The following is a 22,871-nucleotide window of genomic DNA, read 5'->3' on the forward strand; positions in this document are numbered from 1 at the left end:
GAATCCCTATGGTAGATAAGCTAAGGATTTTCTTGAAAGATAAAATAGCGTGCGCCTCCATTAAATATGGCCTTTGCTCTCGCTGATTTCCTCGGTTGATTCCGGAGTACCAACATGATCCCAAGTGGCTCACGTCTAGAATTCATTAAGTATGCGTCCTCCCTGTTACTGATGTTTCTGAGCGTTCTGGCGGGTTGTGCCGGACCGGGTTCTGTTGTTTCGTTCTCAAGGCCCGATGTCTATCGGTCATCCGAGCGGATCCTTCACCGACTCAAACCCGGTGAGACTCCGCAGACGCTGGCCGCCAAATATCTGGGAGACCCGAAACTGGCCTGGATGATCGAGGATGTCAATGGTGCGGATGCGTTCCTGCCGGAACGCTTCGTGGTCATTCCGCTTAAAATTCCCAATCGTGCCGGCATTACCGAAGAGGGCTACCAGGCGGTTCCGATCCTTTGCTACCACCGGTTCGGCCAATCCTGCAATTCTCCGCTTTGCATGCCTGCGGATATTTTTGAGCGGCAGTTGAGATACCTCAAGGAAAATGGCTATCGGGTCATTGGGCCGGAAGAACTGGCTGCGTTTCTGGATTATCGCCAGCCGTTGCCAAAAAATTCCGTCATGATCACCATGGACGACGGTTACCGTTCCGTTTATAATATTGCATACCCGCTTTTGAAGAAATACGGCTTTACGGCCACCTTGTTCATTTACATTGATTATGTGGGGGTTTCCAGTAAGGCAATTACATGGGACCAACTGCGGGAGCTGAAACGGGCAGGATTTTATATCGGCTCCCACTCGGTCGCTCACAGCGATCTGTCCAAACAGAAGAAAGACGAGGATGGCAGCCAATACATGGCCCGGCTGAAAAGGGAAATTTTCAAGTCCAAACAAATCATTGATAAGCAGTTGGGCCAGGACACCATCATCTTCTCGTACCCCTTCGGCCGTCGCACATCCACCGTTGTCTCGCTATCGCGGCAGGCCGGCTATAAAATCGGCGTCACCGTAGACCGGGGAAGCAACCCGTTTTTCGCCAACCCCTTTCTGGTGAAACGGGACCAGATCCTCAAACATGACATGGGGATTTTCGCTTCCCGGCTAAAAACGTTTACTTATTTTCCGTTAAAGTGAGTTTGCCATGCCATACAAACGCGTATGTATCGGATTATCCTTATTGTTACTGCTCTTTTTGGGATGCCAAACTGTTCAGGCGCCCCGGGAAAAAGACCAGCAGGCCAATGCGTATATTGAGCAGGCTCAGGCTTACGAAAGTCAGGGTAACCTGGTTGAAGCCTTGGAGAAATACAAACTGGCGCAAACCGTAGACCCGGCCCAACCCCAGGTCAATGACAGCATCAGCCGCCTTGAAGCCCAATTGGAGAAGTTGGCCGAAACCCATTATCAAGCCGGTCTGCGGTTCAGGGACAAAGGCAAATGGACTCTGGCAAAACGGGAATTTTTAAAGGCGCTTCGATATAGCCCGGAACATGAAGGCGCCGCTGCCATGCTCCAGGGGCGCACCCCATCCGACGATGGCAAATACATCATTCATACCATAGGGCCGGGGGAAAGCCTTTCCAAGCTGGCAATGAAATATTACGGGGACTATCGCAAATATCATCACATCGCCAATTTCAATAACATGACCGATGCCAAGCAGGTCAAAATCGGCCAGAAAATTATGATCCCGGTCATTGAAGGCGTCTCCTTTGCCGATCTGAATCGAATCAGTTCAGGCAGGGCACCGCAGGCAACCGGTATCGAAGGTGAATACGTCGTTCATCAGATCGCTCCGGGAGAGAGTCTGTCCAAGGTGGCCCGTCTCTATTACGGAGACTATAAGCTGTTCAATGTGATTGCCAAGTTCAATGGCATTACCGATCCGACCGGCATCCGTGTCGGCCAGAAGATCAAAGTTCCCCGGCGGGAAGGGATGACCGCTTACCAGCAACGGTCCACAGCGACTGGGGACGAAGAGCCATCCTATATTCCTGAGCCTGAAGAAACGAAGCCTGTTGTAACGCAGCCCGAGCCAACCGCACCGCCTGAAGATGAAATCCCGCCGGAAACCGTCAAACCGTCTGACCAGGTAGCTGAATACCGTGAAACCGGAATCGCGCTGTTCAACGAGAATGCGTTTGACGATGCCATCGTGGAACTGAAAAAAGTACTCAATGCCACCCCGGACGACCCTGCCGCCATCAGCTATATTTCACGGGCATACATGGAGACCGGACGGCAGCATTTGGATGCCGGACGGCTGAACAAGGCCAAAAGCGCCTTGACCGCCGCGCTTGGCTATGATGCAAACTGCAAAACATGCCAGGATCTTTTGGAGCAGTGCCGCACTGCCGAGGCAGACACTCTCAAGGCTGAAGGCGAATCGTTCTATGAGAACAATCAATTTGACAGTGCCATCACCACATTCAACCGGGCCCTAGCATTGGACCCGGAAAATTCTGAAATCCGTCAGTTGCTGTTTCAATCTCATTTTCAGAAGGCGTTGATTCTTTACAACAACCAGGATTATCTGGCTGCAAAGACCGATTTCGAGAAGGCCGCCGTCATCAATCCGGATTGTGAAGAGTGCCGGCAGTATATCGGTAACAGCGTGGAGGCGTACAAGGAGTTCCACTATAATGAGGGGATTGTCTTTTTCGGAAAGCAGGAACTCAGAGAAGCCATTGGTGCATGGGAAAAAGTGGTTGCCGTGGATCCCGATTACAAGGATGCCAGCCAAAACCTGAAAAAGGCCCAGTTGCTCAACAAACGCCTTGAGCTCATTAAAAAAGGATCCGAATAGGAATCCATTTCGTAAAAGATACATGCAGGTGGGATAACGATGCCCCAGATGCCAAATATTACTATCCAGTTGGTTCATATCCAAGGCCCATTGAAAGGACAGATTCAGGATTTTTCCCAATTTCCCGTTCAAATTGGGCGTCACTCTTCCTGCGGGGTCCGCTTTGACAAAGACCTGACGACGATTTCCAGACAGCACGCCCGCATTGAACGTCAGGGCAATCGCTTTCGGATCATTGATGCCAGCACCAACGGCACGTATGTCAATGGGAAACGTATCGCCGATGTCTATCTGCGCGATGGCGATGTGATCACGTTTTCTGAAAATGGACCCAAGGCCAGTTTCCTGACCAAAATCGAGGCCGGCACGGTACCGGAGCAGTCAATGCCTTCAGCACCCACCCCGCCCACGCGGCAAGTGGCACCCGCACCACCGCAAATGGAGGCCCCCATGCCCCCGCCACAGAAGCCGCCAGTTCCCAGGCCTGTGCCTACTCCGGCGGCACCGGTCCCTCCTCCCGATGCAGGGCATACCGTGGGTCCGGATGCGCTGTCACCGGTGGTCAGCACCAATGCCCCCCTGGTTATCCAATACGGTCCGACCCTCCAGTCGTACAATCTGCTGCCAGTCACCATCGGGACAGATCCGGCATGTGAGTTCGTAATCAGCAACGACGCACTGGCCGGCCGTCATGTCCAGATTTTTTACAATGCCGATGATTACTATGCAAAGGATCTGACGGGCAGAAACATGGTTTCCATCAACGGCCGACCGGTGGGCGCCCAGGCCGTGCTGGCCCAAGGTGCGGAACTGACCCTCTCCACGACCGGCCCGACGTTCCGGTTCCTCGGTGGCGGCCGCCTTGCAGAAGTGCAGAATGCCTCTGCCGAGCCGCTGGAGAAAACCGATCTGGACCCCAACGCCCCTTCGTTGGACGACACGCCCGCCGTTCCCCAAAAGAAGTCAAAGTCACTGTTTAAAAATTTTTTTAAATAACGGGGCCACTGGCCCTGCCTGACTTTGCAGTGCCTGATCATTCGATGGCCCGGATCCGCTCCAATGCCCGCTATTCTGCTGACGCCAGGGGATTGTCAAAATCGAAACCGAACAGGTGGGGATTTTCACCGATCACGGCGGCCGTGAAAATCGAAAACACGTAATCGTAGGTTTCATCGGGGACCTTATCCCGGTATTTCGTAATCAATTTCCAGAAATTGCGCTCCCGGGGGTCTTCCGGAAAGGTCTTGATCAGCTTGATCACCCGCCGCTCGCCCCAGTTGTACGAGGCCATCACCAGCAGTCCGGACGCCTGGGCGTCCGTGGTATAGATATCCCGGAGGTAGCGGGCTGCCGCCAAGGTCGACTTCTCGAAATCGTGGCGCTCATCCAGAAGGTCCACCACCGCCTCATCCTGCAGGGGACCGACGCGCAGGCCGTATTGTTCAGCGGTGGTGGGAATGAACTGCCACATGCCTTTGGCAATACCGAAACGGGTGGGTGGCCCAACCGCTTCGTGGTTAAGGTTACTCTCCTGAACCGGCAGGTAGAAAAACTGGATCGGCAAATCCTCCTCGGTCAGGGCGTCGACGATCGGCTGAATGTATCCCTGCCGTTCGGCACGTTGAATGACCCGCGACAGACGTTTGCTGGACTGCCACTTTTCAATATAATCGGTTACTTCATCAACAAAATCATCGGGCATATTGATTTCACACTCGCCGAACCGATGCGCCACACGCATGATGATCTTCTCTTTCTCACTTAATCCCCTGCTGTAGATATCGAGGCTGTTGACATACCGGTCATAGCTTTCTTCAAGTTTCTTTTTGCGTAGCTTGGCCGCCTCGATCTGCGCTTTGGCGGCCTCGGATTTACGCTGTTCGGCATCCACCCGCAATTTGATCAGATCGATCTCCAGTGCCCGCATGGTATAAAAAACCTCGGCGGCCAGCTTGCGTTGCTCGAGGATCTGGCTGTGTTTGTACCAGGCCACGCTGCCGGTAACAATCGCAAGCATGACCACCAGACCGATAATCAGGCCATAGGTGATCCGCTGCTTCTTCCGCACTTCGGCATAAGCGCGGCGAACCATCATGGTGTGTTCACCGGCGGTGCCGTCTCCATCTTTACCGAAATAGTGGTCCTTATAATGATCTAGGTCGGGGCGCTCGATCTGGGTACGTTCCGTCGAGAGTGAATCTGCCTGATGAAACGCTGGGGGTGGTGCAGCAATCGGTGGCTCGACGACCACCGTTTCCACTTCGAAAGCGAGTGCTGGACCGGAGGCACCCAACCGGATCTGCCCGGTCCCGAAAAGTACGGCTCGCTCGATGCGCTGCCCGTCGATAAAAATGCCGTTGGCACTCTGCCGGTCCTTGATCCACCACTGTCCGTTCTCCCAAAAGAGATCGGCATGATACCGGCTGACCATCTCCTCCCGGATACAGATTTCACAGTCCGAATGGCGGCCGATGGTAACATTTCGGGTAAACTCGAGGTGAGTGCCATTGGGCAACGCGATATCCAGCACAGCAGGTGCAGTTTCATTTATCATTACATTCAATTCATATTCTGGGTGTGTATAAAGGGTTGGGCAAGTGACCCAATCGCGTTTTTCATATAATGCAATTTAGAGCAGTGTTTGTCAAAACCACTTTCTCATCCTCACAGCAATTGAAGGTCTGGATGAGCTTATCGAATCCATGCGACCAGGGTGACAAGGCTGTTTTCTTCTTGGTTTTACGTCATACAACATATTGTATTTACATTACTCTTGACTTACAAGGACTATCTCACTATATTTTGGCGTGGAAGAAGTTATATGCTTAATTGAGATTTACCTGTCTGGAAGGCCTTTGCCGTGGGCACATTATACGTAGTCAAAAAGGGCGACTGGCTCAGCAAGATTGCTGAGAAGCATGGGTATGAATCCTGGCAGGAGATCTATTACCACGAGGACAACGCTGCATTTCGCGCGAAGCGGCCGGATCCTAACTTGATCTATCCGGGCGACGAACTGATTCTTCCGGACCTCGAACCCCCAGCGCCGCCTCCCCCCCCTCCCCCTCCTCCGACACCACCCCCTCCGCCGGAAATGAAAAAGGTGAAGGCGAAAGAGGGCGACAGTTTCTGCAGCATTGCCCACACGTACGGGTTCATCAATTGTGCCAAGCTGCGCGAAGCCAATCCATCTCTCAAGGACCGCCAGCTTAGACCTGGAGATGTCGTTGCCATACCCGAGCTAACCTCCAAGACGGAGTCGAGAACGACCGAGGTTAAGCCGCCACACAAATTTCGTCGTAAAGCGCCGGAAGTGCGCCTTGCCATCGTATCGGAACAAGGCCGTGCAAATCCCGCGGATGCTTCCTTGTTGGACAGTTTGTCGCAACTTGCCGTCTCTAATTACGTACCGACCCGGCAGGGTCCGGGCACAACCAATGGCAATTGGGTGGATCACACGGTGTTCGCGCACAACGCCAATGCGAGCCTGGACCCCGATCATTTCAAGGTGCAAATCTATGATCGCAGTGCCGGCGAGAAAGGCGTCGCTGATATCAAAGTCAAGCTCAAGGTAAAAAAGCCCGTATTGAATGCAGCCGGGCAAGTGACGGGCTGGTCGGACATGACCGAGGCCGGGACGTCACTCGAAGTAACGTGTAAGCCGGTCAATAGTTCCCATCATTATCGCTCTTACTACCTGCGTCTCGTCGTGGATACCCAGGATCACACGGCAAAGCGACCTTACGGGAGAGCATCGGACAGCGGCACGGATGTATCGAAGCAAACCTTGGTTACACCGCTCCCGAGCGATTCGCACCTGGAAATTCTCGATCTCGAGGTACATGCAGAGCGCGAGTACGCCAATTGTGCAGCAACGACTGCGGACGCCAGATGTCGCGCTATGGCCAAAGCGAGAGTCGGCAAAGCGGAAAAGCAGCTGCAGCTACGCATCTATCGCATCGGCGGTGCCACCGGCCCGACAGGGGCAAACGTGAGCAACGCGGAAGTGGACAGCATGATTGCCAACATGCGGCTCACGCTCGCACAATCCAATGTCGGCATCCACGTGGAGACGACATCCACAGGTGTGAATGTGCATGACGTGGCCCTGCCGCGCAACCTGATCGCCGTGTCGGACGAGAAGGGCAACAAGGCGGACGGCGGCGGTACAATGACCGTACGCGTCCGCCTGACAAGCGGAATCGTAACGGTGCAAATCGAAACCGACAGAAAGGACAAACCCGAGGAAACGGCCAACAAGCTTGCTTCAGCCCTGCGAGCCAAGGGCGTCCAAGTCACCGTCTCCCCCAATCCGCCTGTACAAGACTCGAGCGACGACTTCGGCTCCTGCGATCTGCTCTGTTTCGAAAACGGCATGCCGGCGCGCATCATCTCGGCGACCTCCACCGACGACGATCAGAAGCTGTCCCACAGCGGCGGCTTCAACAACGCAAGCGTTGACGATACGACCTCCGAGTATGGCAGCGCGCGAGGTACGAATGCCCAGATGGTCGGCAATGTCGCCTTTCGCGCCTGCGCCAAGAACAACGCGGCGCATAGCGGCTGTCTTCGTGTGATCCTCGTCAATGACTTCGCGCGCGCCACGCTTCTCGGCAAAGCGCTGCTCCCCTACCGGGATGTTGTGGCGCGACTGAGGCCTTTGTCCGAGTTCTCGATGTGCGTATTTCTCGACCAGCACGGAGCGAAGCGGCGCACCGTCCTGGCCCATGAGGCCGGCCATGTACTGCTGGATGCATTCCACACCACCTCTTACAACGCCACAACAAACATCGAGAGCGACTGGGACGGTGCGCAGTACGACAACAACGTTAATCTGGCTTTCTCCGAATGGATGGCTGCAATCAGTCGCGAGTCCTCACCACCGTTCATTCACAAGCGCATGAGTGATGATCCACTGACGGTGAAGTACGCCGTCGTGAAGAAAGGTGTCAACAACCTGCAGGGTGAGATCAAGACCCTCGGTGGCGGGGAGCCGTCACCTGTCGCGCGATTTCGAACACTTTCCGCCGCCGTCCTGCGGCCGTTGCGCACGTTGCGTGATACCAGTGGCAAACCAATTTGAGCGTAGCGTACGAGGAGGAAAAGATGATGCCTGTGCCACCACAGGGCTATCTCGGGAAGTCCGAGGCGATGCGTAAGATGTTCGCCTTCATCAACGCAGGCGACGTCGACATGCCGGTACCGCTCCCCAAGCGGGCCTATCCCAGGCACGCGGCTGAGTTCGTCGCCAAGATGCTCGAGAGCGATGCCCTTGTCGATCGCGAAATCAATCAGCTCGGCGTGATCATGCGCTTTTTTGATTTGCGCGAACAGGTCAGCGGCTTGGAGCGGCATTTGCTACGCAAGGTAACGGACCGCAATGACTGGGAATGTGCCGTGAGTGCCTTGACGATCTATTGCGATCTCACGAGCCCGCAGCTTGCTGAGCCTGGCATGGTAAATCGCTATCAGTTGCTGGCGGTAGATGCATCTCGCGTACTCCCGCGCCTGGTCGATCTGACGTTTCACCTGCCGGACAACATTGACACGACGATTGTGCGCGACGTGCTCCTCGATGGCATGAAACACTTCGAACCGGCCGTGAAGCGCGAAGAGGACGATGCATTGGTCGAATTCTACGCCCTCGAGGATCTGCGCGACGACCGGTTAACCTCCGTAATACAGGCAAAAGCAGGAAAGACCGAGATCTTCAATACCTCGGATCTGCGAAAGCAAAGACAGCTCATCACGCTTCTTTACCTGCAACTCGTGCGCAATCCCTACCTCGACCTGCCAACTTGGGCGGCGATGATGCTGCAGCGCGATTGCAATCAGAGCGAGCCTGAACAGCTTGCCGAGGCGATGTCCGAAAATCTCGATATGATCATAACGCGAGCCAAAAAACAGGAACCGCTCTCAGAAGATGATCTCAAGGATGCAGGCAAGTATTTGACCCGCTGCGCACGTACCGTAACATTCTACGGCGGTGTGCTGACGGATGAGCAGAGTGCGTATCTCGAGCGCTGCTACAACAGTGGCCAGGTCGACCTCCTGCACTGGGAGGAGGCTTGAGGACGGATGACCGATGCAAAGGAATCTACTAGGTAACGAACCGGATGAAACGACATGGCGCGATATGCCTGGCGGTGCTGGCCTTGCTTGCGGCTTCCTGTGAGGCAAAGATGAACAACACGCCTGAGAACAGCCAGAGCGCGACACGAGCGGTCGAGAGCGATATTCCGGCCCTGATCGTCAAGCTCAACGCGGCCAATCCGGCCGACCGCCGAGCGGCTGCTGCCGACCTCGGTGCCGATGGAAAGCGAGCCAGCCAGGCGGCCGATGCACTCAACGCCGCCGCACAGCAAGATGAAGATGCGATGGTTCGTGTCGCTGCGGCCCAGGCGCTTTGGCAGGTCAGCGGTCAGCCGGATAAGGCGTTGGACGCATTGCGCGGGGAATTGGACAAACAGACCGCACGCTACCGCAAGTTAGCGGCAATCGAAGACGCCCAGGCCGATGACGCCCACTTCGATGCGCTGTTCGCCACGCTCAACCAAATCCGGTCAATTGCCCGGGTCCTCGGCAAAATGGGGCCGGAGGCGTCCGCGGCTGCACCCGACCTCATGACCGTGTTGAATGAACGTATCGGAGAGGGCTACGAGGATCTGGTGCCGCCGGTGGTGCTGGCCCTTGGGCAGATGGGGCCAGGCGCAGCGACGGTGCTGCCTGACCTCGAACGATTTAGCCAAACTGATCCGGGAGAACAGAACCGCGACGTGATCGCTGCTGCCATTGCCGGCATCAAAGGAATGGTTCGTTCCACCCGACAATCGGCACATCCGGACCCAATCACCAATCCCGACTGATTGTCCGTTTTCCTTATAAACAATTCAGAAAAGAAATCAGCGACGAACAGGCCGAAAGCGTGTTGAAACGTTTCGATACACATGAAAACAAGGGAGTATTCTACACCCCTCTTTTCAATTGGGCGGATGTTTTCGCCATTAGCCTGAATCTTTCAGCCAACCATACGAAATCGATTGGAGCTCGTTCGCTGGATATTATTCATGTGGCATCGGCACTCGTCATGGGAGCAAATTGTTTTTTTACCTTCGACAGCCAACAATCACAGTTGGCTGTGGCGGCCGGTCTGGAAATCGTGAGTTAACTTCGATAACCCATTAACAACATTGCTGAATGATCGTATCGGGGAAATATAGCATTCAAGATAATGTTTTTGGCAAGGCCAGAGGGAGGAAGCTGTATAATCCATACCGCGACGACCGATAACGCCGTCCAAAAACATTATCTTGAATGCTATAGGTGCAGGCAGGTGTGGTCATGCAACACAAAGTAAAACAAGGCGAGTGCTTAAGTAGTATCGCAGCGCAACATGGGTTTGATTGGGAGAAGATATGGCAACGACCTGAGAACGACGCCCTGAAGCAATTGCGCCAGAATCCAAATATACTCATGCCCGGTGACCATGTTTTCATCCCGGATAAAGAAATCCATACCGTGGCGTACGCCACGAAGCAGCGGCATCGTTTCCGAAAAAAAGGCGTTCCAGTGAAGCTGCGGGTTCGATTTCTCGACAATGACCAACCGCGGGCAAATGAGCGGTATGTCCTAAAGGTTGACGGCAAAATTCATGAGGGCACTACCGATTCGGACGGGATGGTCCAGCATAATATCAATCCAAAGGCCGTTATCGCTACATTGTATCTTGGAGAAGAGATGCAAGAATTCCCCCTGGATCTTGGCAGGCTTGACCCGGTGAATGAGATCAGCGGCGTGCAGGCCAGACTCAATAATTTGGGATTCAGTTGCGACGATGAGTTTGGTACCATGGGACCTGAAACCAAGGCTGCCATCCGTCAATTCCAATTGGCCCACGGCTTAACGGCATCCGGCGAGATAGATTCAGCCACACAGGGAAAGTTGCTAAAAGTGCATGGGTGTTGAGGAGGCATGATATTGGGATTTCCAACTAGCAAACAGCATGGCAAAGGCAAAAAGGCCCCACCCAGCAGCACCCACACGACGATTAATACCGGTTTTGAGATCCGAAAAATTGTGCTGGCGAGGGGTGTGGAAGGCACGGACAAGGATCTCAAGGATAGAAGAAAACAGCTAAAAAAAAAGCTTGCTGACTGGGAACACAAGCTCAATGTGGCCATCGTATTGAATGACACCAAGGCCCAAAAAGAGGCCAAAGAGTGGGTTGATTGGCTCAAGGAGTACATCGATATACATCCCATGTTCCTTGTTCCCAATGATCAGGGAAAGATCATGCACAAGGTGCCGCTCACGGATCGAGGCAGCAGCCATGCGTTCCGGTATGAATACATCAACTCCAAACAGGAGGTGATCTACCGACTGAAGGTTGTCCAGACCAAGCGTGAGTTTAAAAAGTGGCTTGAAACACCTGGAATAATGGTGATTTATGCCGGTCACTCAAGATATGGCAGGGGTGCTTGTTTCGGCGACATGCCCGCACCCGGAGACCGCTGGGAAGATGGGAGCGGATGCACCATCAACAAATTAAGCACTGACGATGGTCTGCTTCGGCTGGGATTTGAATTCGTAGGCATTCCAATTACAGACATTCATCATCACCACTATCACACCAAGCCCTTTCGTGGCCTGCTTAAAATCAATGCTAAGACGTGTCACCCGGAAATTACAAAAAGCAAGCCCATTAGAAAGCTTGTCATTGATCCGGATCTTGACATATCCGGTACGCAAAAAAAAAACCATGTTACCGGCTCCCATGAATCTGAATGGGGATATTGGAAGTGGGACAGCCAAAGCCAATGCATCCGCATCAAACCCACCTTTGACCTGAAATCCATGTTTTACAAGGATGATCCGACCCAAGGCACGCTGTGGGGGTACCGCAAAAAGAGATACGAATCAGGCGGCGGCAAGTGGCGGTTGCAGATCGTATTAAACGCCGGCTGGAAGAACACGGTATGCAAACCCTGGGATCTCAGCAATTGTAATTTTGAAATGGCTCTCTTTGCTACCCAAACAGAAGTTTTTTTCAATCAAAGTTCGATGCATTTATTTTCTTTATTATTTCAAAATGTTCTGGACACAGAAGCTTGTAATGGATATAAGAGGGTGAATACTCATCCACTTTTACCAAAAGCGAGCCAGGGCCATGCGATTGCCAGAACAAGAAGAAAACCGCATCCTACTTGAAAGGAAACATGCAGAATTCACATTTGACAAAGTGATCCAATTTTTTCGCCAAACTATTTCTGCATTTCCTGACCGGCGCATCGGCACTAATACCAGCTACAGCATAGAAGACGCAGCCCTGGGAGCTTTTTCTGTTTTTTTTACCCAAAGCCCATCCTTTTTAGCCTTTCAATCCGCTATGCAGCAAACAAAAGGCAAAAACAATGCGCAATCACTTTTCGGCCTCACTCAAATTCCCTGTACCAACCACATCAAAAGTTTAATGGACGAGGTCCATCCCTCTTATGTCACGCCCGTGTTCAAATATCTTTTCGACGGATTGGAAAAATCCGGTCATCTGGACGGGTTTCGCTCATACGACAACAATTTATTGGTTGCCTTTGACGGAACGCAGTATTTTGCTTCAAATACAATTCATTGTGATAATTGTAGTCGCAAGCACCATAAAAATGGAACCGTAACCTATTCGCATTCAGTCGTGACCCCGGTGATTGTGGCACCGGAAAACAATAAGGTGATTGCTTTGCAACCGGAATTTATTACCCCCCAGGATGGCCATGATAAACAAGATTGCGAAAACGCGGCAGCAAAACGCTGGATCGATCAATATGCGGCGGAGTATCAACCTTTTGGCATCACTGTATTGGGCGATGATCTATACTGTAAACAACCGATTTGCAAAAAACTATTAGATCAAGAACTTGATTTCATTTTGGTCTGTAAACCCGATTCTCATAAAACCCTTTACCAGTGGCTGGATGAATTGGACGCCATGCAGACCATCGAAACCGTGGTGGAGAAGCGCTGGACCGGCAAAACCCATGAAATCGATACGTATCGCTTTGCCAACAAACTGCCGCTACGTGATAGTGAAAACGCCATTGATGTTAATTGGTGCGAACTGACAACAACCCTGCCCGATGGAAAAATCGTGTACAAAAACGCATTTGCAACCAATTTTGAAGTTTCAAAGAGCAACGTCAAGCAAATTGTCAAAGATGGCCGAGCACGCTGGAAAGTCGAGAACGAAAATAATAATGTTTTGAAAAACAGAGGCTATAATATTGAACACAACTTCGGTCACGGGAACAAGCACCTTTCATCATTATTGCTGACCTTCAACTTGTTAGCCTTTCTGTTCCATACCGTTCTTGAACTGATGGATGAGAAGTACAGCTTGGTTCGTGCTGAGTTACCAACGCGCAAAACCTTTTTTGACGATGTGCGCGCTTTGACGCGATATATGTATTTTCCCAGTTGGGAGGCGATGTTAACTTTTATGATGCGAGGCCTGGAGATCGAATACGTAGACACCAGTTAAAATCCTTGGCAGATTTTCACATCAAACCGTACGAGTTCCTTTATTAACCAATGGATAGGTTTGATCAAAATTTCTGATACAGAGAGCCAAAAATGAAAAAATTCATCGGCTGGCTAATTGCGTACAGTTTTGTTTCACTTTTTGATCATAACCTGAACTAAATTTTTCGAAGAACTGATCGAATTGCCATGCTGGTACAAACCTGAACCGCATAATTACAATTGCTGCTGGGATCTGGACAAGGTTGACATCAAATGCAAGGTCTTCTGCCATTTTGGATGCAGCTCGTTTAAGCATTTCCACCCCATTGTCCGTGGTTCTGGAAAAAAGAGTTGGAAAAAGACCGGTTCCGGTGTGGACCAGCACAATTTCGCCTATTTTACGATAAGACCGTCCAACAAATTCGGTTCTGTTGTCTGGCTTCAGCGCGTTTTAACGTACCCCAAAAAAAGCAAAGGCAAATCCTGGGAGCCCTGCCTGGAATGGGCCCGTAAGAAAACCAACTACGATCTAAGAGTCAAATGGGGTCAACGCTTTAAGATCATTTGATATGGTTGAGAAATTATGAAAACGTGCTGCTATTTCATTGGTGTAATGGGTGTCGTACTTGTCTGTTCAGCCTTAGGGTTTCAAAAAGTTGGAGGCAAACCATTGAGCAATTCAAAGATTGAAAGCCAAATAAAAAGTGTGGACCCCGACAATATGACGGCTGTAGAAGATCTATCGACAAAGATCAAGGCCCTGGCTCGGCAGGCACCTGCCACCATCGTGGAGATGTGGCTCAGTGAGGACAGAACTGCTTCCAAGCGGGGACGTGAACTGATTGCAGAAATAGAAGAGCTGGCGATCCGTCCCGCTCTGGACCATTTTTCCAAAGCGAACGGGGAAATGCAGGTGCGGCTGATGCATATTGCCGTCGAACAGCAGCTTGAAATGCGCAGAGCCATCGTGATCCGGCTCAGACCAATGCTTGAAGACCAAAGCATGCTTCCGGTGTCCAAGGCCGCCCTGATCGATCCGGATGAGGAGCTACCCGTTCCCCGCCGAACATGTGATGAGGCCTATTTGTTGTTGTGCCGGTTATTGACAGTCGACCAGAACGAGCTTGAAACAGAACAGCATGAAGAAGCGTTTCTTGAACTATCCGTTGAAAAAAGGAATGCGCGGATTAAAAAGGCGATCTCTTCTAAGTCCTGGTCTATCTGGGCCCGTTCGGAGTAACGTGTAAAACCGGTGCTCCGGTTTCCCTCAAAGCAAGCGCCGTTGATAGATAAAAAGCCATAAGATAAGCGTCGACGATTTGATGGACCGGACGGAGTACCGCACACGGGATTCGGTTCTCGGAATAGATCTGGTAAAAAAATCTTTTATTATCATTGCGATCAGCGGTGAGGGAAACTGTGAAACAAGGCAAATCGCCTGGTAAGGGGTTGCTCCACAAGGTAAATGATGGCGAATGGATCGGCGAGATCTCCGCTATCTATGGTTTTGCAGATTGGCAGCTTGTTTGGGAGCACCCTGAAAGTCATGACCTCCAGCAAAGCTGGAGGCTTGACATATGAACCGCTCAAAGCGGTTAAGTTCGTTAGGATCGGGGATGAAATTAATTGAACGTAATTGTGCCGGGCTTGTGCTCGTATTCAAGGCGCATCAACGGTTGCATACCGGGAGTATGTGGCCGTTGATGCAACACGGAAGACGGGCGCAAGAACAAGCAATTTCGTTTAATTAATAAAATTCCCGATCCTTACCACGCACACGACTATCAAATGTTTTCTGATAATCGTTTCAACGAAAACACCCCATCCAATCCCTTCACCGACTTTGGTTTCTTCTCATGCTTGGATTGAAAGAGATGCTTGAACTGCTGATAAGTATCCGAAACAAACTCACGCGAACCGATAATCCCGGAATCCGTAAAGTACCGCGTCCGGTATAAAAACCGTTCCTTACGACCAATCTCGAAGTTCCTTTCTCGTTCTTCGGTTACGATTTTTTCCGGTATCATCTTGGTATAGGGCTTGTCCGTTTGCGGGATCGCTCCGGTTTCATACACATATTGCCGGTAAAGCCGCACCCTCTCCTTTTCACCGTTAACACTGAATTGCTTCAAGCCGAAATCGGTAATCAGGAAATTTTCTTTGTTGTTCGTCTGAATATGGTATCCGAGCGAATTCCAACGGTAATCCTCCGGACGTTCCACGATGCCGGCCCGTACCGGATTGAGGTCAATGTAGGCCAGACAATTGATAAGTGTCTCGCCCTCCTCTACAATCACGCTTTTGAACCGATCGCCCCAAAAGTAGCCTCGGCGGCCATGGCGTTTATTGTAAAACCGGGTGAAATTGACTTTGATTTCGCGCATGAATTCGGAAAGGCTGGCAAGTTTTTGCCTCATAAACGGTAGTTGCCCATCATTAACAGGTGCCTTCTTTTCACCGTAAAAATTGACCAACCGCACTTTCACTTCTTCATCGGAAAATCGATCATCGGGGATCATTTTGACCAAAAGGTGAAAATGATTCCCCATAAGTGCAAATCCGTATACCTCAGTAAAAAACAGACCGGCCATCCGCTTGATCAGTTCCAGTAAAAAATCCTTCTCGAATGCCTCCAGCGGGAACCCGTCCAGGGCTGTCCTGGACATTACATGATAAACCGCTGTCTGATTTTGAACAATCATTCGGGATACACGCGGCATGATGTCTCCACTAGTCTACCAAAGAAAAATGTTTTTCCCAGCCGAAAGGCTGCTTAAAATTTGTCCGTGTTCGTCTGTGTGGGTCTGTGGCTAAATCTTATTATCCTGATATAGCCAAACCGCTTCCTTCTCAATCGTATCGACGAAGCGACCGCCTTTTTTCTGCATATTCTGCCACTCTTTCGCCGTGTAGATAAGGATATCGGTTGGTACGGGCAACATATCAAAATTCCACCGAATTGGTCTTTTTCCAAAAGGAATTAAAGAATCTTTTATAATGACAATAAGATCGAGGTCACTTCCGACACCCCAATTACCTTTAGCCAACGATCCGAAATATCCCAGCTTGGTTATCTCTGGATGTGTTACCATCTGTTTTTCAAGCCATTGCCGAAGTGCTTTCTTCACCTCGTCACGGCTCGGCCATTTGAGCACCGACGAATTCAATAATCTCACTGGCATATTTAATCCCATCCGCGCTTTGCAAAGGTCCGTAATGCTCAAATGGTGCTCCCTCGGGGTGCCCATTGGCATATCTGGTCGGAATATAAAAAGCATCGAGCACCTTTGCTTTGTCTATCAACCCTTCCGGAACCGCTATGGGCAGCTCTTTAAGTAAACGTGCAACAATGTGCCCCCAAGCCTCTTGTGAAAGGCTTAAATGGAGGGCCTTCACTGCCTTTTCGGCAGCCTGTTGGGCTGCGAAACAGGCCCATTCGTGACGTTCTTCCGCCTTTGAAGATTTGGCTTGTTCCAAATCCCTTTTTGCTTGCTGAAACCAGTCTCTCGCCCGATCCGGCATTTACGATCTCCGTTAATGAGGTAGGCATACAATCCTTAACAAATCATGCGGCAAAGCTATTTCAAATTTTCTTAGGTGTCAATCATTTTGTAATAAGTACCTGTCCCTTTATCACTTTATCAGTCTTTTCTTGGTCAGTCAGCTTTTCCCCGTCCACCGGCTGTCCTTCAGGTGACTGAGGTCAATCGTATAGTCCAGCTTCGAGACCACCTTTTCCATCAGCGTTGCCGGCTTGAACGCTTTCCCGTATAGGTCCCAGGTAATGTCACCACGGCCTTTATGTCCGACGAACTCCTTCACGTATTGTTGTTCAGCGCCGCTTTGCTTCAGGTGATTGATGAGGGTGTGCCGAAATGAGTGAAACGACTTCCTACGTGGGGGTGCCTCAACGCCAGCACGTTGTTTGAACTTGGCGAACCACTGACCGAACCCATGTCCCCACCGATTGTTCACGTAGACCAGTTCATGGAACACCCGCTTTTCATTGGGGCCGATACTCTTGACGAACTCAGGGAAGCGGAGGTCTTCGACAAGGAATGGATGAAGCGGAACAATTCGGCGCTCACCGGTTTTAACCGACTTACGTTCCGCATTATCGTCCCTGATGTCTATAGCCCAGATACCATCTCGCTGAACCACGTCCTCAATCAGAAGCTGACAAAGCTCCTCCATTCTGGCCCCCGTGTACAGGCCGAGCAATGGAACCCAAAAATGGGCAGCCTTGGTGTGGTTATTGTTCCCATATTCGTCGGAGTCAACAAACATCAGGCTGAGATCCTCCGGTTCAAATACATCCCTCTTTTCACTGGCCTTCCGCTTGTCCTTCAATCTGAGGTCTTCAGCTGGATTGACGCGGTAGAGATCGGGATCCCGCTTCATGGCAAGACCGAAGATGCGCTTTGCTGCATCCATGAAAAAGTTGATGCGGGATATTGACATGGGCTTGCCGCTGAGGGTGGACGCACCGCTCCTGAGACCATCCCTGAACGCCTTCACCCGATTGTAATCGATTGTATGGAGATGGGTGTCAGGACCAAGACCGGCCACGATCTGGTCCTTGGCAATCTGGTAATCAGTTAGGGAACGCGGATTCCAGCCGCCACCGTATTCGCTGATGAAATCATCCCCGGCTTGCTTCATGGTGGCTGAGGTTCGCTCCCGTTGGTGCCCATATGCGTCCCCTTGTCCCTGCTTTGGGGTTTCCCCGTGGTTATGGTCGATTAATTCACGCAGGGACTCATCCTCGGGTGATGAATAATTGCCCATGGTCCTTTCCTGTTCGACCTGTAAAACATCGATCTTGGCTTTGGTGATTTCCCTGCAAAGGAGATTATAGTCTTCGGATCCCTGCTCAATATCCAGTCCACGTTCTTCGATGAGGTTCTTCACGTCACGTTCAACAGGCCGGCGGTCACACTTCGCTAAAGCCTCCCTCATGTCAGCTTCCATGAATCCCAGGAACTGGACTCGTTTATCAAGGTCATCATCGGTAAAGGGGTGATGTAGATTGATTCGGTAATCCTCCTCCCACTCCAGGCTATCCTTGATGTATCCCCTGATGATTTCATTGATTTTATCTTTATCGAGCTTGGTCATATCGTTTTTATTTTCCCCGTATGCAATCCTTATCTTTCGGAATAGTTGCAACACCCTGCCAGCAATCAGCATAGATAGGGGTTGAGCCTCAGAGAGGTAACCTGTCCTCAATGATGCACGCAACTCTTTTTTACCGACACATGGCTGAAGGTCAAGCGGAACCTTCATTCTGAAATAGTAACAGCCGCGTCTTGGGGTATTGAGCAGGTAGGAAGGTGAACGGATAGCACAGCGCTTGCGCTTGCTGTTGGGCATTGGATGGCCTCCTGTCTTGGTTGTGTACCCTTGACGTGTACCACCAAAGTGTACCACCCCTGAAATAAGGGAGAGGCCAAAAGAAAAACCCGCTGAAAAATCAACGGGTTATCCTTGCTTGCAAGTGCCGAGGGACAGAATCGAACTGCCGACACGGGGATTTTCAGTCCCCTGCTCTACCGACTGAGCTACCTCGGCGGGGCTCCTGAAGAGGCGCTTGGCCGTTTCAAGAAAGTCCGCATATAAACCTTTTCAGGAAAATAAGTCAAGGAAATTTTTGAAATACGGCAAACAATTTCAAAATTCTCATTATCGACGCACATTTTGATCTTTAAAAAGTTTGGTCATATCATTGTGAGAGGTTATCATCCATTGACCCGCATGAAAACCTGGGTAAAAATAAGAAGTCTGAATAAGATTCAGATTTCATTTAAACCCGTGAGATGTGATTTCCGATGAACAAACTACAGGCTATGGCCCATATAATGGCGTTGTTGGCAGAGCATACGCCCATGAAACCGGGGGATCGGAAATACAAGGCGGCCAGGAAATTGGTCGCGGAACTGATCGATTACTTAGGGCCGAAGGCTGCGGTAATCCAGGTTGCCAAGGAGAAAGCATACACGATGGAACGGATAGAGCAGTTGTGCGTTCAGCAACGGTTTGAAGAAAAATTCCCTCCCATCATATTCTGATGGAAAAACGACCGTTGCTTCTCAAGGTTATCCTCACTGCTTTTAAAAGACGATTGGATAGCAACCAGTTTATCGTGGAGTTCACCCTTGGCGGCAATTGCCGGCACCAACATGTCGTCTAACCGTTTTATGCGGTTCTGATATTCCCGGCACATGGACAGGTCCAGGCCGACCATCCGCCCCTAATGTCGGAGCGTCAACGTTGGAGACAACTATCCGTCGACAACCCGGTTTCTGCCCTGTTGCTTTGCTCTGTATAGCGCGGCATCGGCTCTCATAACGATACCCTTTGGCGTATCCCTGTCCAAATACTCTGCGACACCAAAACTGGAAGTAATCCTTCCGACATCCGGAAAGTTGGTTGTTTCAATGATCCTGCGCAGTTTTTCGGCAATCCCTGACGCGCACCGCCTATCCTGATGAGGTAAAATTACGAGGAACTCCTCCCCTCCCCACCGGCCCGGAACATCCGTTTTCCGGAAATTGGCTTTTAGCAGACCGGCAACTTCTTTCAGCACGTCGTCACCAATAAGATGACCATATGTATCATTGACCTGTTTGAAATTATCGATATCCAGCAGAATGATGGAAAACGTGCTTCGATATCGCTGTACCCGGTTGATTTCATTTTCCAGTGCTTCATCGATTTTCATGCGGTTATTCAAACCGGTCAGTGCATCGGTCCGGATACCGATATAAGCATTCTTCAGTGCCAACAGCATCCGCCGAAAAGCGTGGGCAAGAGAATCGATTTCATCACCGGGCATCTGGGAAAAATTCAGATCACCAACGTGCTCGTCAAAGGTCTGGATCATTTTTTCAAAACGCCAGCCGTCATTAACTTGCGCCCCTTCAGTTTTCCGATCCGTTTCACTGCCCTGGATATGCTGCATAGCATTGCGCAACGAACTGACCGGGATCAGAACAAAACGTGTCAAAATGCGGTTCAGTAGCACGCCGATCAGAAACGCCAAAGACAGAATCAGAGCCACAAAGATGAAGACAATCTCAATAGTCTGGCGCTGCATGGTGGACAGAGAGAAATCAATCCGCCAGAATCCCACACACTCGCCATAGGCAACGATGGCACTGGTATAGCTGAATACAGTCTGTCCATTCCATTTCCGGACAACTCCCGTCGGGGTGGATAAAAGCGACGGCAGCTGATTGTTCAAAAGGTTCCCGGAGACCTGACTATCGGTTGAAACCAGCACCTTGCCCAATTCATCGTAAGTCGTAATGGCAATCAGATTCGCTTTCCGCTGCATGATTTCTTTCAGACTTGTGCGGACGGCCAGGATTTGAGTAGCAAAAATTTCATTGCCCAATTGCTCCTGATATTGTTCGGTCAGATCGCCAAGGGCAAGATGGATCTGCTGTATCGCAGCATGGCGCCGACCGTTCTCGTAAATCGCCAGTGCCGTGCCAAATATGAAGGCAACAACCAGCAGAGTCAGGCTAAGAGAGAGATTGACCTTGTATCTGAGGCTCTGACGGTTCAACATGTTTTCCTTGGGTCAGCGGTCGCGCCCGTGCGCGGGCGCGTGGAATCATTCATCGGACATTTTTCCGTCTTCAATCCGGTGGGATCGTCATCAATAGCGCGGGGCGGCCATCTGTAATTTTCATGATCACCACCTGTTTCAGGGGGTCACCATTTTTATCCATAGAGATTTTTCCCGTAACGCCATCGAAGTCTTTTGTTGCCGCCAAGGCGTCGCGGATCGCGGAGCGGCTGATTGAAGCCGCACGTTTGATGGCATCGAACAGCAGCATGGCCGCATCATATGAAATGGCCGCGAAATCAGTGACGTCATAAACGTGTTCATAGCCCCTAATAAAAACCTTTGTTTTTTGCGTATCCAGATCCTTGCTCCAGTGTGCGGAATAGTAACCCTCCTTCAAGTCCTGCCCACCATTGGCATAAAACTGCCGATACGGCCATCCGTCACCGCCAAGCATCTTTGCCCGGATACCGATAATCTGCGCTTGCCGGACGATATACCCGCTTTCCGCATGGCCGGGAACAAAAAGCAGATCCGGATCCAGGCGGGCAACCGGTTTCAAAAGGTCCTGGAAATCGGTCTGCTGAAATTTGTAATTCATTACGGCAGCAATGTTCCCGCCCCTGGCCGTAAAATGCTTCTGAAATATTTCCGAAAGGCCAATGCTGTAATTGCTGGTAACATTCTGCACGACTACCGCCGTTGTGGCATTCAACTTATCCCGGGCAAACCTGGCCAGGGCGTGGCCCTGAAACGAATCGACGAAACAGGCCCGAAAAATGTAATCACCGGTCCGGGTCACATCCGGATGGGTTGAATCTGGGCTGATCATCGGCACCTTCATTTTCTGTAGATAAGGCGCCATGGCCAGCGAATGTGAACTCCAGGAAGCCCCGATCACGGCAACGACGCCATCCCCGACCGCTTTTTTGGCGGCCAATCGGCTTTGAATGGGCGTGCTGTGGTTGTCGTATTCCATCAACTTTATCTTTTTTCCATGCACCCCGCCGTTTGCATTGACTTCATTTACAGCAAAACGCACCGCTTCCAAAAGCTCAAGATTATCTTCGGCGGCCTCCCCGGATTTTGCAAAAACAGCACCCACCGTAATCCATGCATCTGCACGGCATAGGGTTAGATGGCCTCCCAGGCATACGAATAGCAGTCCGAAAACCAAGACGCGTTTACGCATCCATTGGTTTGCTTTTTTTTTCTTTGCTTTCATACCTTTTTCCTGTTTACTTCATTTTACGTGGATGATCGAAAAATAACGGGTATCCATTTCAATAGCAAGCCCTTGACGCAGGAGATGACTTCATTGCCGCATATTTATCCAAAAGCCAGCCGAAGCCAGGGGACCGACTTTTTTCCCTCCGGATTTTGCGATATTGGGTTCATTGTGGCATTTATTTCATACAATACCCATAGAATTACCCAACATTTTTGTGCCTTTAATTTCAAAATTGACTGTTCTTCAGTGCCAATGCCTTGTCAACCGGCGAATAATAGGCTCTAATGGTTTCGCGCACTTTTGGCGCAAAGATTGCTGCATCTTACTCGAACCGAGATGACCAACGGCCCCCCGAGTCGACTGGATCATCGTTTTCCAAACCCGTGGCCCTGTGATATGGATGAAAAAAGAACCGGAGGCAGCATGCAAACCAATCTGAGTTCAGGTATCGAGAAGCGCAAGCAGAAAAGAAAACCCGGCGAAAGAAGCAACACTTTTCTTGAGGAGGCCCTGGCAGCACGTGAGGCGTATCTGCAACAGCACCCGCACATGCGCGAATACCAGACGGAAATCGACAGCGTATTGGACAAATCCGGAAACAACCAGGGACGAATGGCTGTCCTGGTCACCCTGATGCAAGGGAAATTGTTAGAAATGCAGAAAGAACTCTATCGCGTGACCCAGCTATTGGGCGAATCTGTAAAATCATAGCAACCGATTTCACTGCGGTCATTCACAGTTCGACCGAC

22 protein-coding genes and 1 tRNA gene are annotated in these 22,871 nt (G+C 50.9%); 14 read left to right on the forward strand and 9 right to left on the reverse strand.

All coding sequences use genetic code 11. From position 1 onward, the window contains the following. The first annotated feature begins 114 nt into the window (after positions 1-114). From GN112_RS07920 to GN112_RS34805, 3 genes are read left to right on the forward strand one after another with little or no spacing between them, the layout of a single operon-like run. Complete coding sequence (locus GN112_RS07920) at positions 115-1,137, forward strand: polysaccharide deacetylase family protein (RefSeq protein WP_155309714.1); 1,023 nt, start codon at positions 115-117, stop codon at positions 1,135-1,137. A gap of 7 nt (positions 1,138-1,144) precedes the next feature. Next, on the forward strand, positions 1,145-2,809 hold the full coding sequence (locus tag GN112_RS07925; RefSeq protein ID WP_155309715.1) for a tetratricopeptide repeat protein: 1,665 nt from the start codon (positions 1,145-1,147) through the stop codon (positions 2,807-2,809). A gap of 39 nt (positions 2,810-2,848) precedes the next feature. Then, entirely contained in the window at positions 2,849-3,805 is a 957-nt protein-coding gene (locus GN112_RS34805) for an FHA domain-containing protein (RefSeq protein ID WP_155309716.1), read from the forward strand. A 70-nt stretch (positions 3,806-3,875) separates the two neighbouring features. Here GN112_RS34805 and GN112_RS07935 read toward each other — a convergent pair whose 3' ends face one another. Then, a complete protein-coding gene (locus tag GN112_RS07935; protein WP_155309717.1) occupies positions 3,876-5,363 on the reverse strand; it encodes an FHA domain-containing protein in 1,488 nt (495 codons plus the stop codon). 306 nt (positions 5,364-5,669) lie between these two features. Between GN112_RS07935 and GN112_RS07940 the strand changes: the two genes are divergently transcribed. From GN112_RS07940 to GN112_RS07970, 7 genes are all read left to right on the forward strand, one after another. Further along, a complete protein-coding gene (locus GN112_RS07940) occupies positions 5,670-7,892 on the forward strand; it encodes a LysM peptidoglycan-binding domain-containing protein (protein ID WP_155309718.1) in 2,223 nt (740 codons plus the stop codon). A 23-nt stretch (positions 7,893-7,915) separates the two neighbouring features. Next, entirely contained in the window at positions 7,916-8,881 is a 966-nt protein-coding gene (locus tag GN112_RS07945) for a hypothetical protein (RefSeq protein WP_155309719.1), read from the forward strand. Between the two features lie 44 nt (positions 8,882-8,925). Beyond that, entirely contained in the window at positions 8,926-9,675 is a 750-nt protein-coding gene (locus GN112_RS07950; RefSeq protein WP_155309720.1) for a HEAT repeat domain-containing protein, read from the forward strand. A 59-nt stretch (positions 9,676-9,734) separates the two neighbouring features. Then, the gene (locus GN112_RS07955; RefSeq protein WP_155309721.1) at positions 9,735-9,977 is read left to right on the forward strand and encodes a PIN domain-containing protein; all 243 of its coding nucleotides are present in this window, start codon (positions 9,735-9,737) and stop codon (positions 9,975-9,977) included. A 173-nt stretch (positions 9,978-10,150) separates the two neighbouring features. Next, positions 10,151-10,774 carry a peptidoglycan-binding protein gene (locus GN112_RS07960; protein WP_155309722.1) on the forward strand — a complete coding sequence of 208 codons (624 nt, stop codon included), beginning with the start codon at positions 10,151-10,153 and terminating at the stop codon, positions 10,772-10,774. A gap of 12 nt (positions 10,775-10,786) precedes the next feature. Next, positions 10,787-12,016, forward strand: a complete 1,230-nt coding sequence (locus GN112_RS07965) for a hypothetical protein (RefSeq protein WP_155309723.1) — start codon at positions 10,787-10,789, stop codon at positions 12,014-12,016. Beyond that, a complete protein-coding gene (locus GN112_RS07970) occupies positions 11,976-13,337 on the forward strand; it encodes an ISNCY family transposase (RefSeq protein ID WP_414736118.1) in 1,362 nt (453 codons plus the stop codon). Before GN112_RS07965 ends, GN112_RS07970 begins: the two co-directional genes overlap by 41 nt. 102 nt (positions 13,338-13,439) lie before the next feature. On the opposite strand, the gene GN112_RS07975 is transcribed toward GN112_RS07970, so the two are convergent. Next, positions 13,440-13,703 carry a hypothetical protein gene (locus GN112_RS07975; protein WP_155309724.1) on the reverse strand — a complete coding sequence of 88 codons (264 nt, stop codon included), beginning with the start codon at positions 13,701-13,703 and terminating at the stop codon, positions 13,440-13,442. Positions 13,704-13,901: 198 nt separating this feature from the next. On the opposite strand from GN112_RS07975, the gene GN112_RS07980 reads away from it, so the two are divergent. Next, on the forward strand, positions 13,902-14,558 hold the full coding sequence (locus GN112_RS07980) for a hypothetical protein (protein WP_155309725.1): 657 nt from the start codon (positions 13,902-13,904) through the stop codon (positions 14,556-14,558). A 544-nt stretch (positions 14,559-15,102) separates the two neighbouring features. On the opposite strand, the gene GN112_RS07985 is transcribed toward GN112_RS07980, so the two are convergent. The 5 genes from GN112_RS07985 to GN112_RS08005 all read right to left on the reverse strand — a co-directional run bounded on the left by GN112_RS07985 (position 15,103) and on the right by GN112_RS08005 (position 18,889). Then, complete coding sequence (locus GN112_RS07985; protein ID WP_155309726.1) at positions 15,103-16,038, reverse strand: transposase; 936 nt, start codon at positions 16,036-16,038, stop codon at positions 15,103-15,105. A gap of 90 nt (positions 16,039-16,128) precedes the next feature. Beyond that, positions 16,129-16,446, reverse strand: coding sequence for a nucleotidyltransferase domain-containing protein (locus GN112_RS07990; protein WP_197743287.1), 318 nt, complete (start codon positions 16,444-16,446; stop codon positions 16,129-16,131). A 4-nt stretch (positions 16,447-16,450) separates the two neighbouring features. Then, on the reverse strand, positions 16,451-16,840 hold the full coding sequence (locus GN112_RS07995; RefSeq protein ID WP_155309728.1) for a HEPN domain-containing protein: 390 nt from the start codon (positions 16,838-16,840) through the stop codon (positions 16,451-16,453). 138 nt (positions 16,841-16,978) lie between these two features. After that, positions 16,979-18,691, reverse strand: coding sequence for a site-specific integrase (locus tag GN112_RS08000; RefSeq protein WP_155309729.1), 1,713 nt, complete (start codon positions 18,689-18,691; stop codon positions 16,979-16,981). Positions 18,692-18,816: 125 nt separating this feature from the next. Further along, a tRNA-Phe gene (locus tag GN112_RS08005) sits at positions 18,817-18,889 on the reverse strand. 257 nt (positions 18,890-19,146) lie between these two features. Between GN112_RS08005 and GN112_RS08010 the strand changes: the two genes are divergently transcribed. Then, positions 19,147-19,386, forward strand: a complete 240-nt coding sequence (locus GN112_RS08010; RefSeq protein WP_155309730.1) for a hypothetical protein — start codon at positions 19,147-19,149, stop codon at positions 19,384-19,386. Positions 19,387-19,598: 212 nt separating this feature from the next. Here GN112_RS08010 and GN112_RS33540 read toward each other — a convergent pair whose 3' ends face one another. Then, positions 19,599-20,600, reverse strand: a complete 1,002-nt coding sequence (locus tag GN112_RS33540; RefSeq protein ID WP_231717230.1) for a GGDEF domain-containing protein — start codon at positions 20,598-20,600, stop codon at positions 19,599-19,601. Between the two features lie 87 nt (positions 20,601-20,687). On the opposite strand from GN112_RS33540, the gene GN112_RS33945 reads away from it, so the two are divergent. Next, positions 20,688-21,008 carry a hypothetical protein gene (locus GN112_RS33945; RefSeq protein ID WP_197743289.1) on the forward strand — a complete coding sequence of 107 codons (321 nt, stop codon included), beginning with the start codon at positions 20,688-20,690 and terminating at the stop codon, positions 21,006-21,008. Here GN112_RS33945 and GN112_RS08020 read toward each other — a convergent pair. Continuing rightward, complete coding sequence (locus GN112_RS08020) at positions 20,962-22,116, reverse strand: ABC transporter substrate-binding protein (RefSeq protein ID WP_155309731.1); 1,155 nt, start codon at positions 22,114-22,116, stop codon at positions 20,962-20,964. The two genes, GN112_RS33945 and GN112_RS08020, sit on opposite strands and share 47 nt — an antisense overlap. A 429-nt stretch (positions 22,117-22,545) precedes the next feature. On the opposite strand from GN112_RS08020, the gene GN112_RS08025 reads away from it, so the two are divergent. Continuing rightward, the gene (locus GN112_RS08025; RefSeq protein ID WP_155309732.1) at positions 22,546-22,833 is read left to right on the forward strand and encodes a DUF3135 domain-containing protein; all 288 of its coding nucleotides are present in this window, start codon (positions 22,546-22,548) and stop codon (positions 22,831-22,833) included. Positions 22,834-22,871: the final 38 nt, after the last annotated feature.

This window comes from Desulfosarcina ovata subsp. ovata, assembly GCF_009689005.1.
Lineage (GTDB): Bacteria > Desulfobacterota > Desulfobacteria > Desulfobacterales > Desulfosarcinaceae > Desulfosarcina > Desulfosarcina ovata.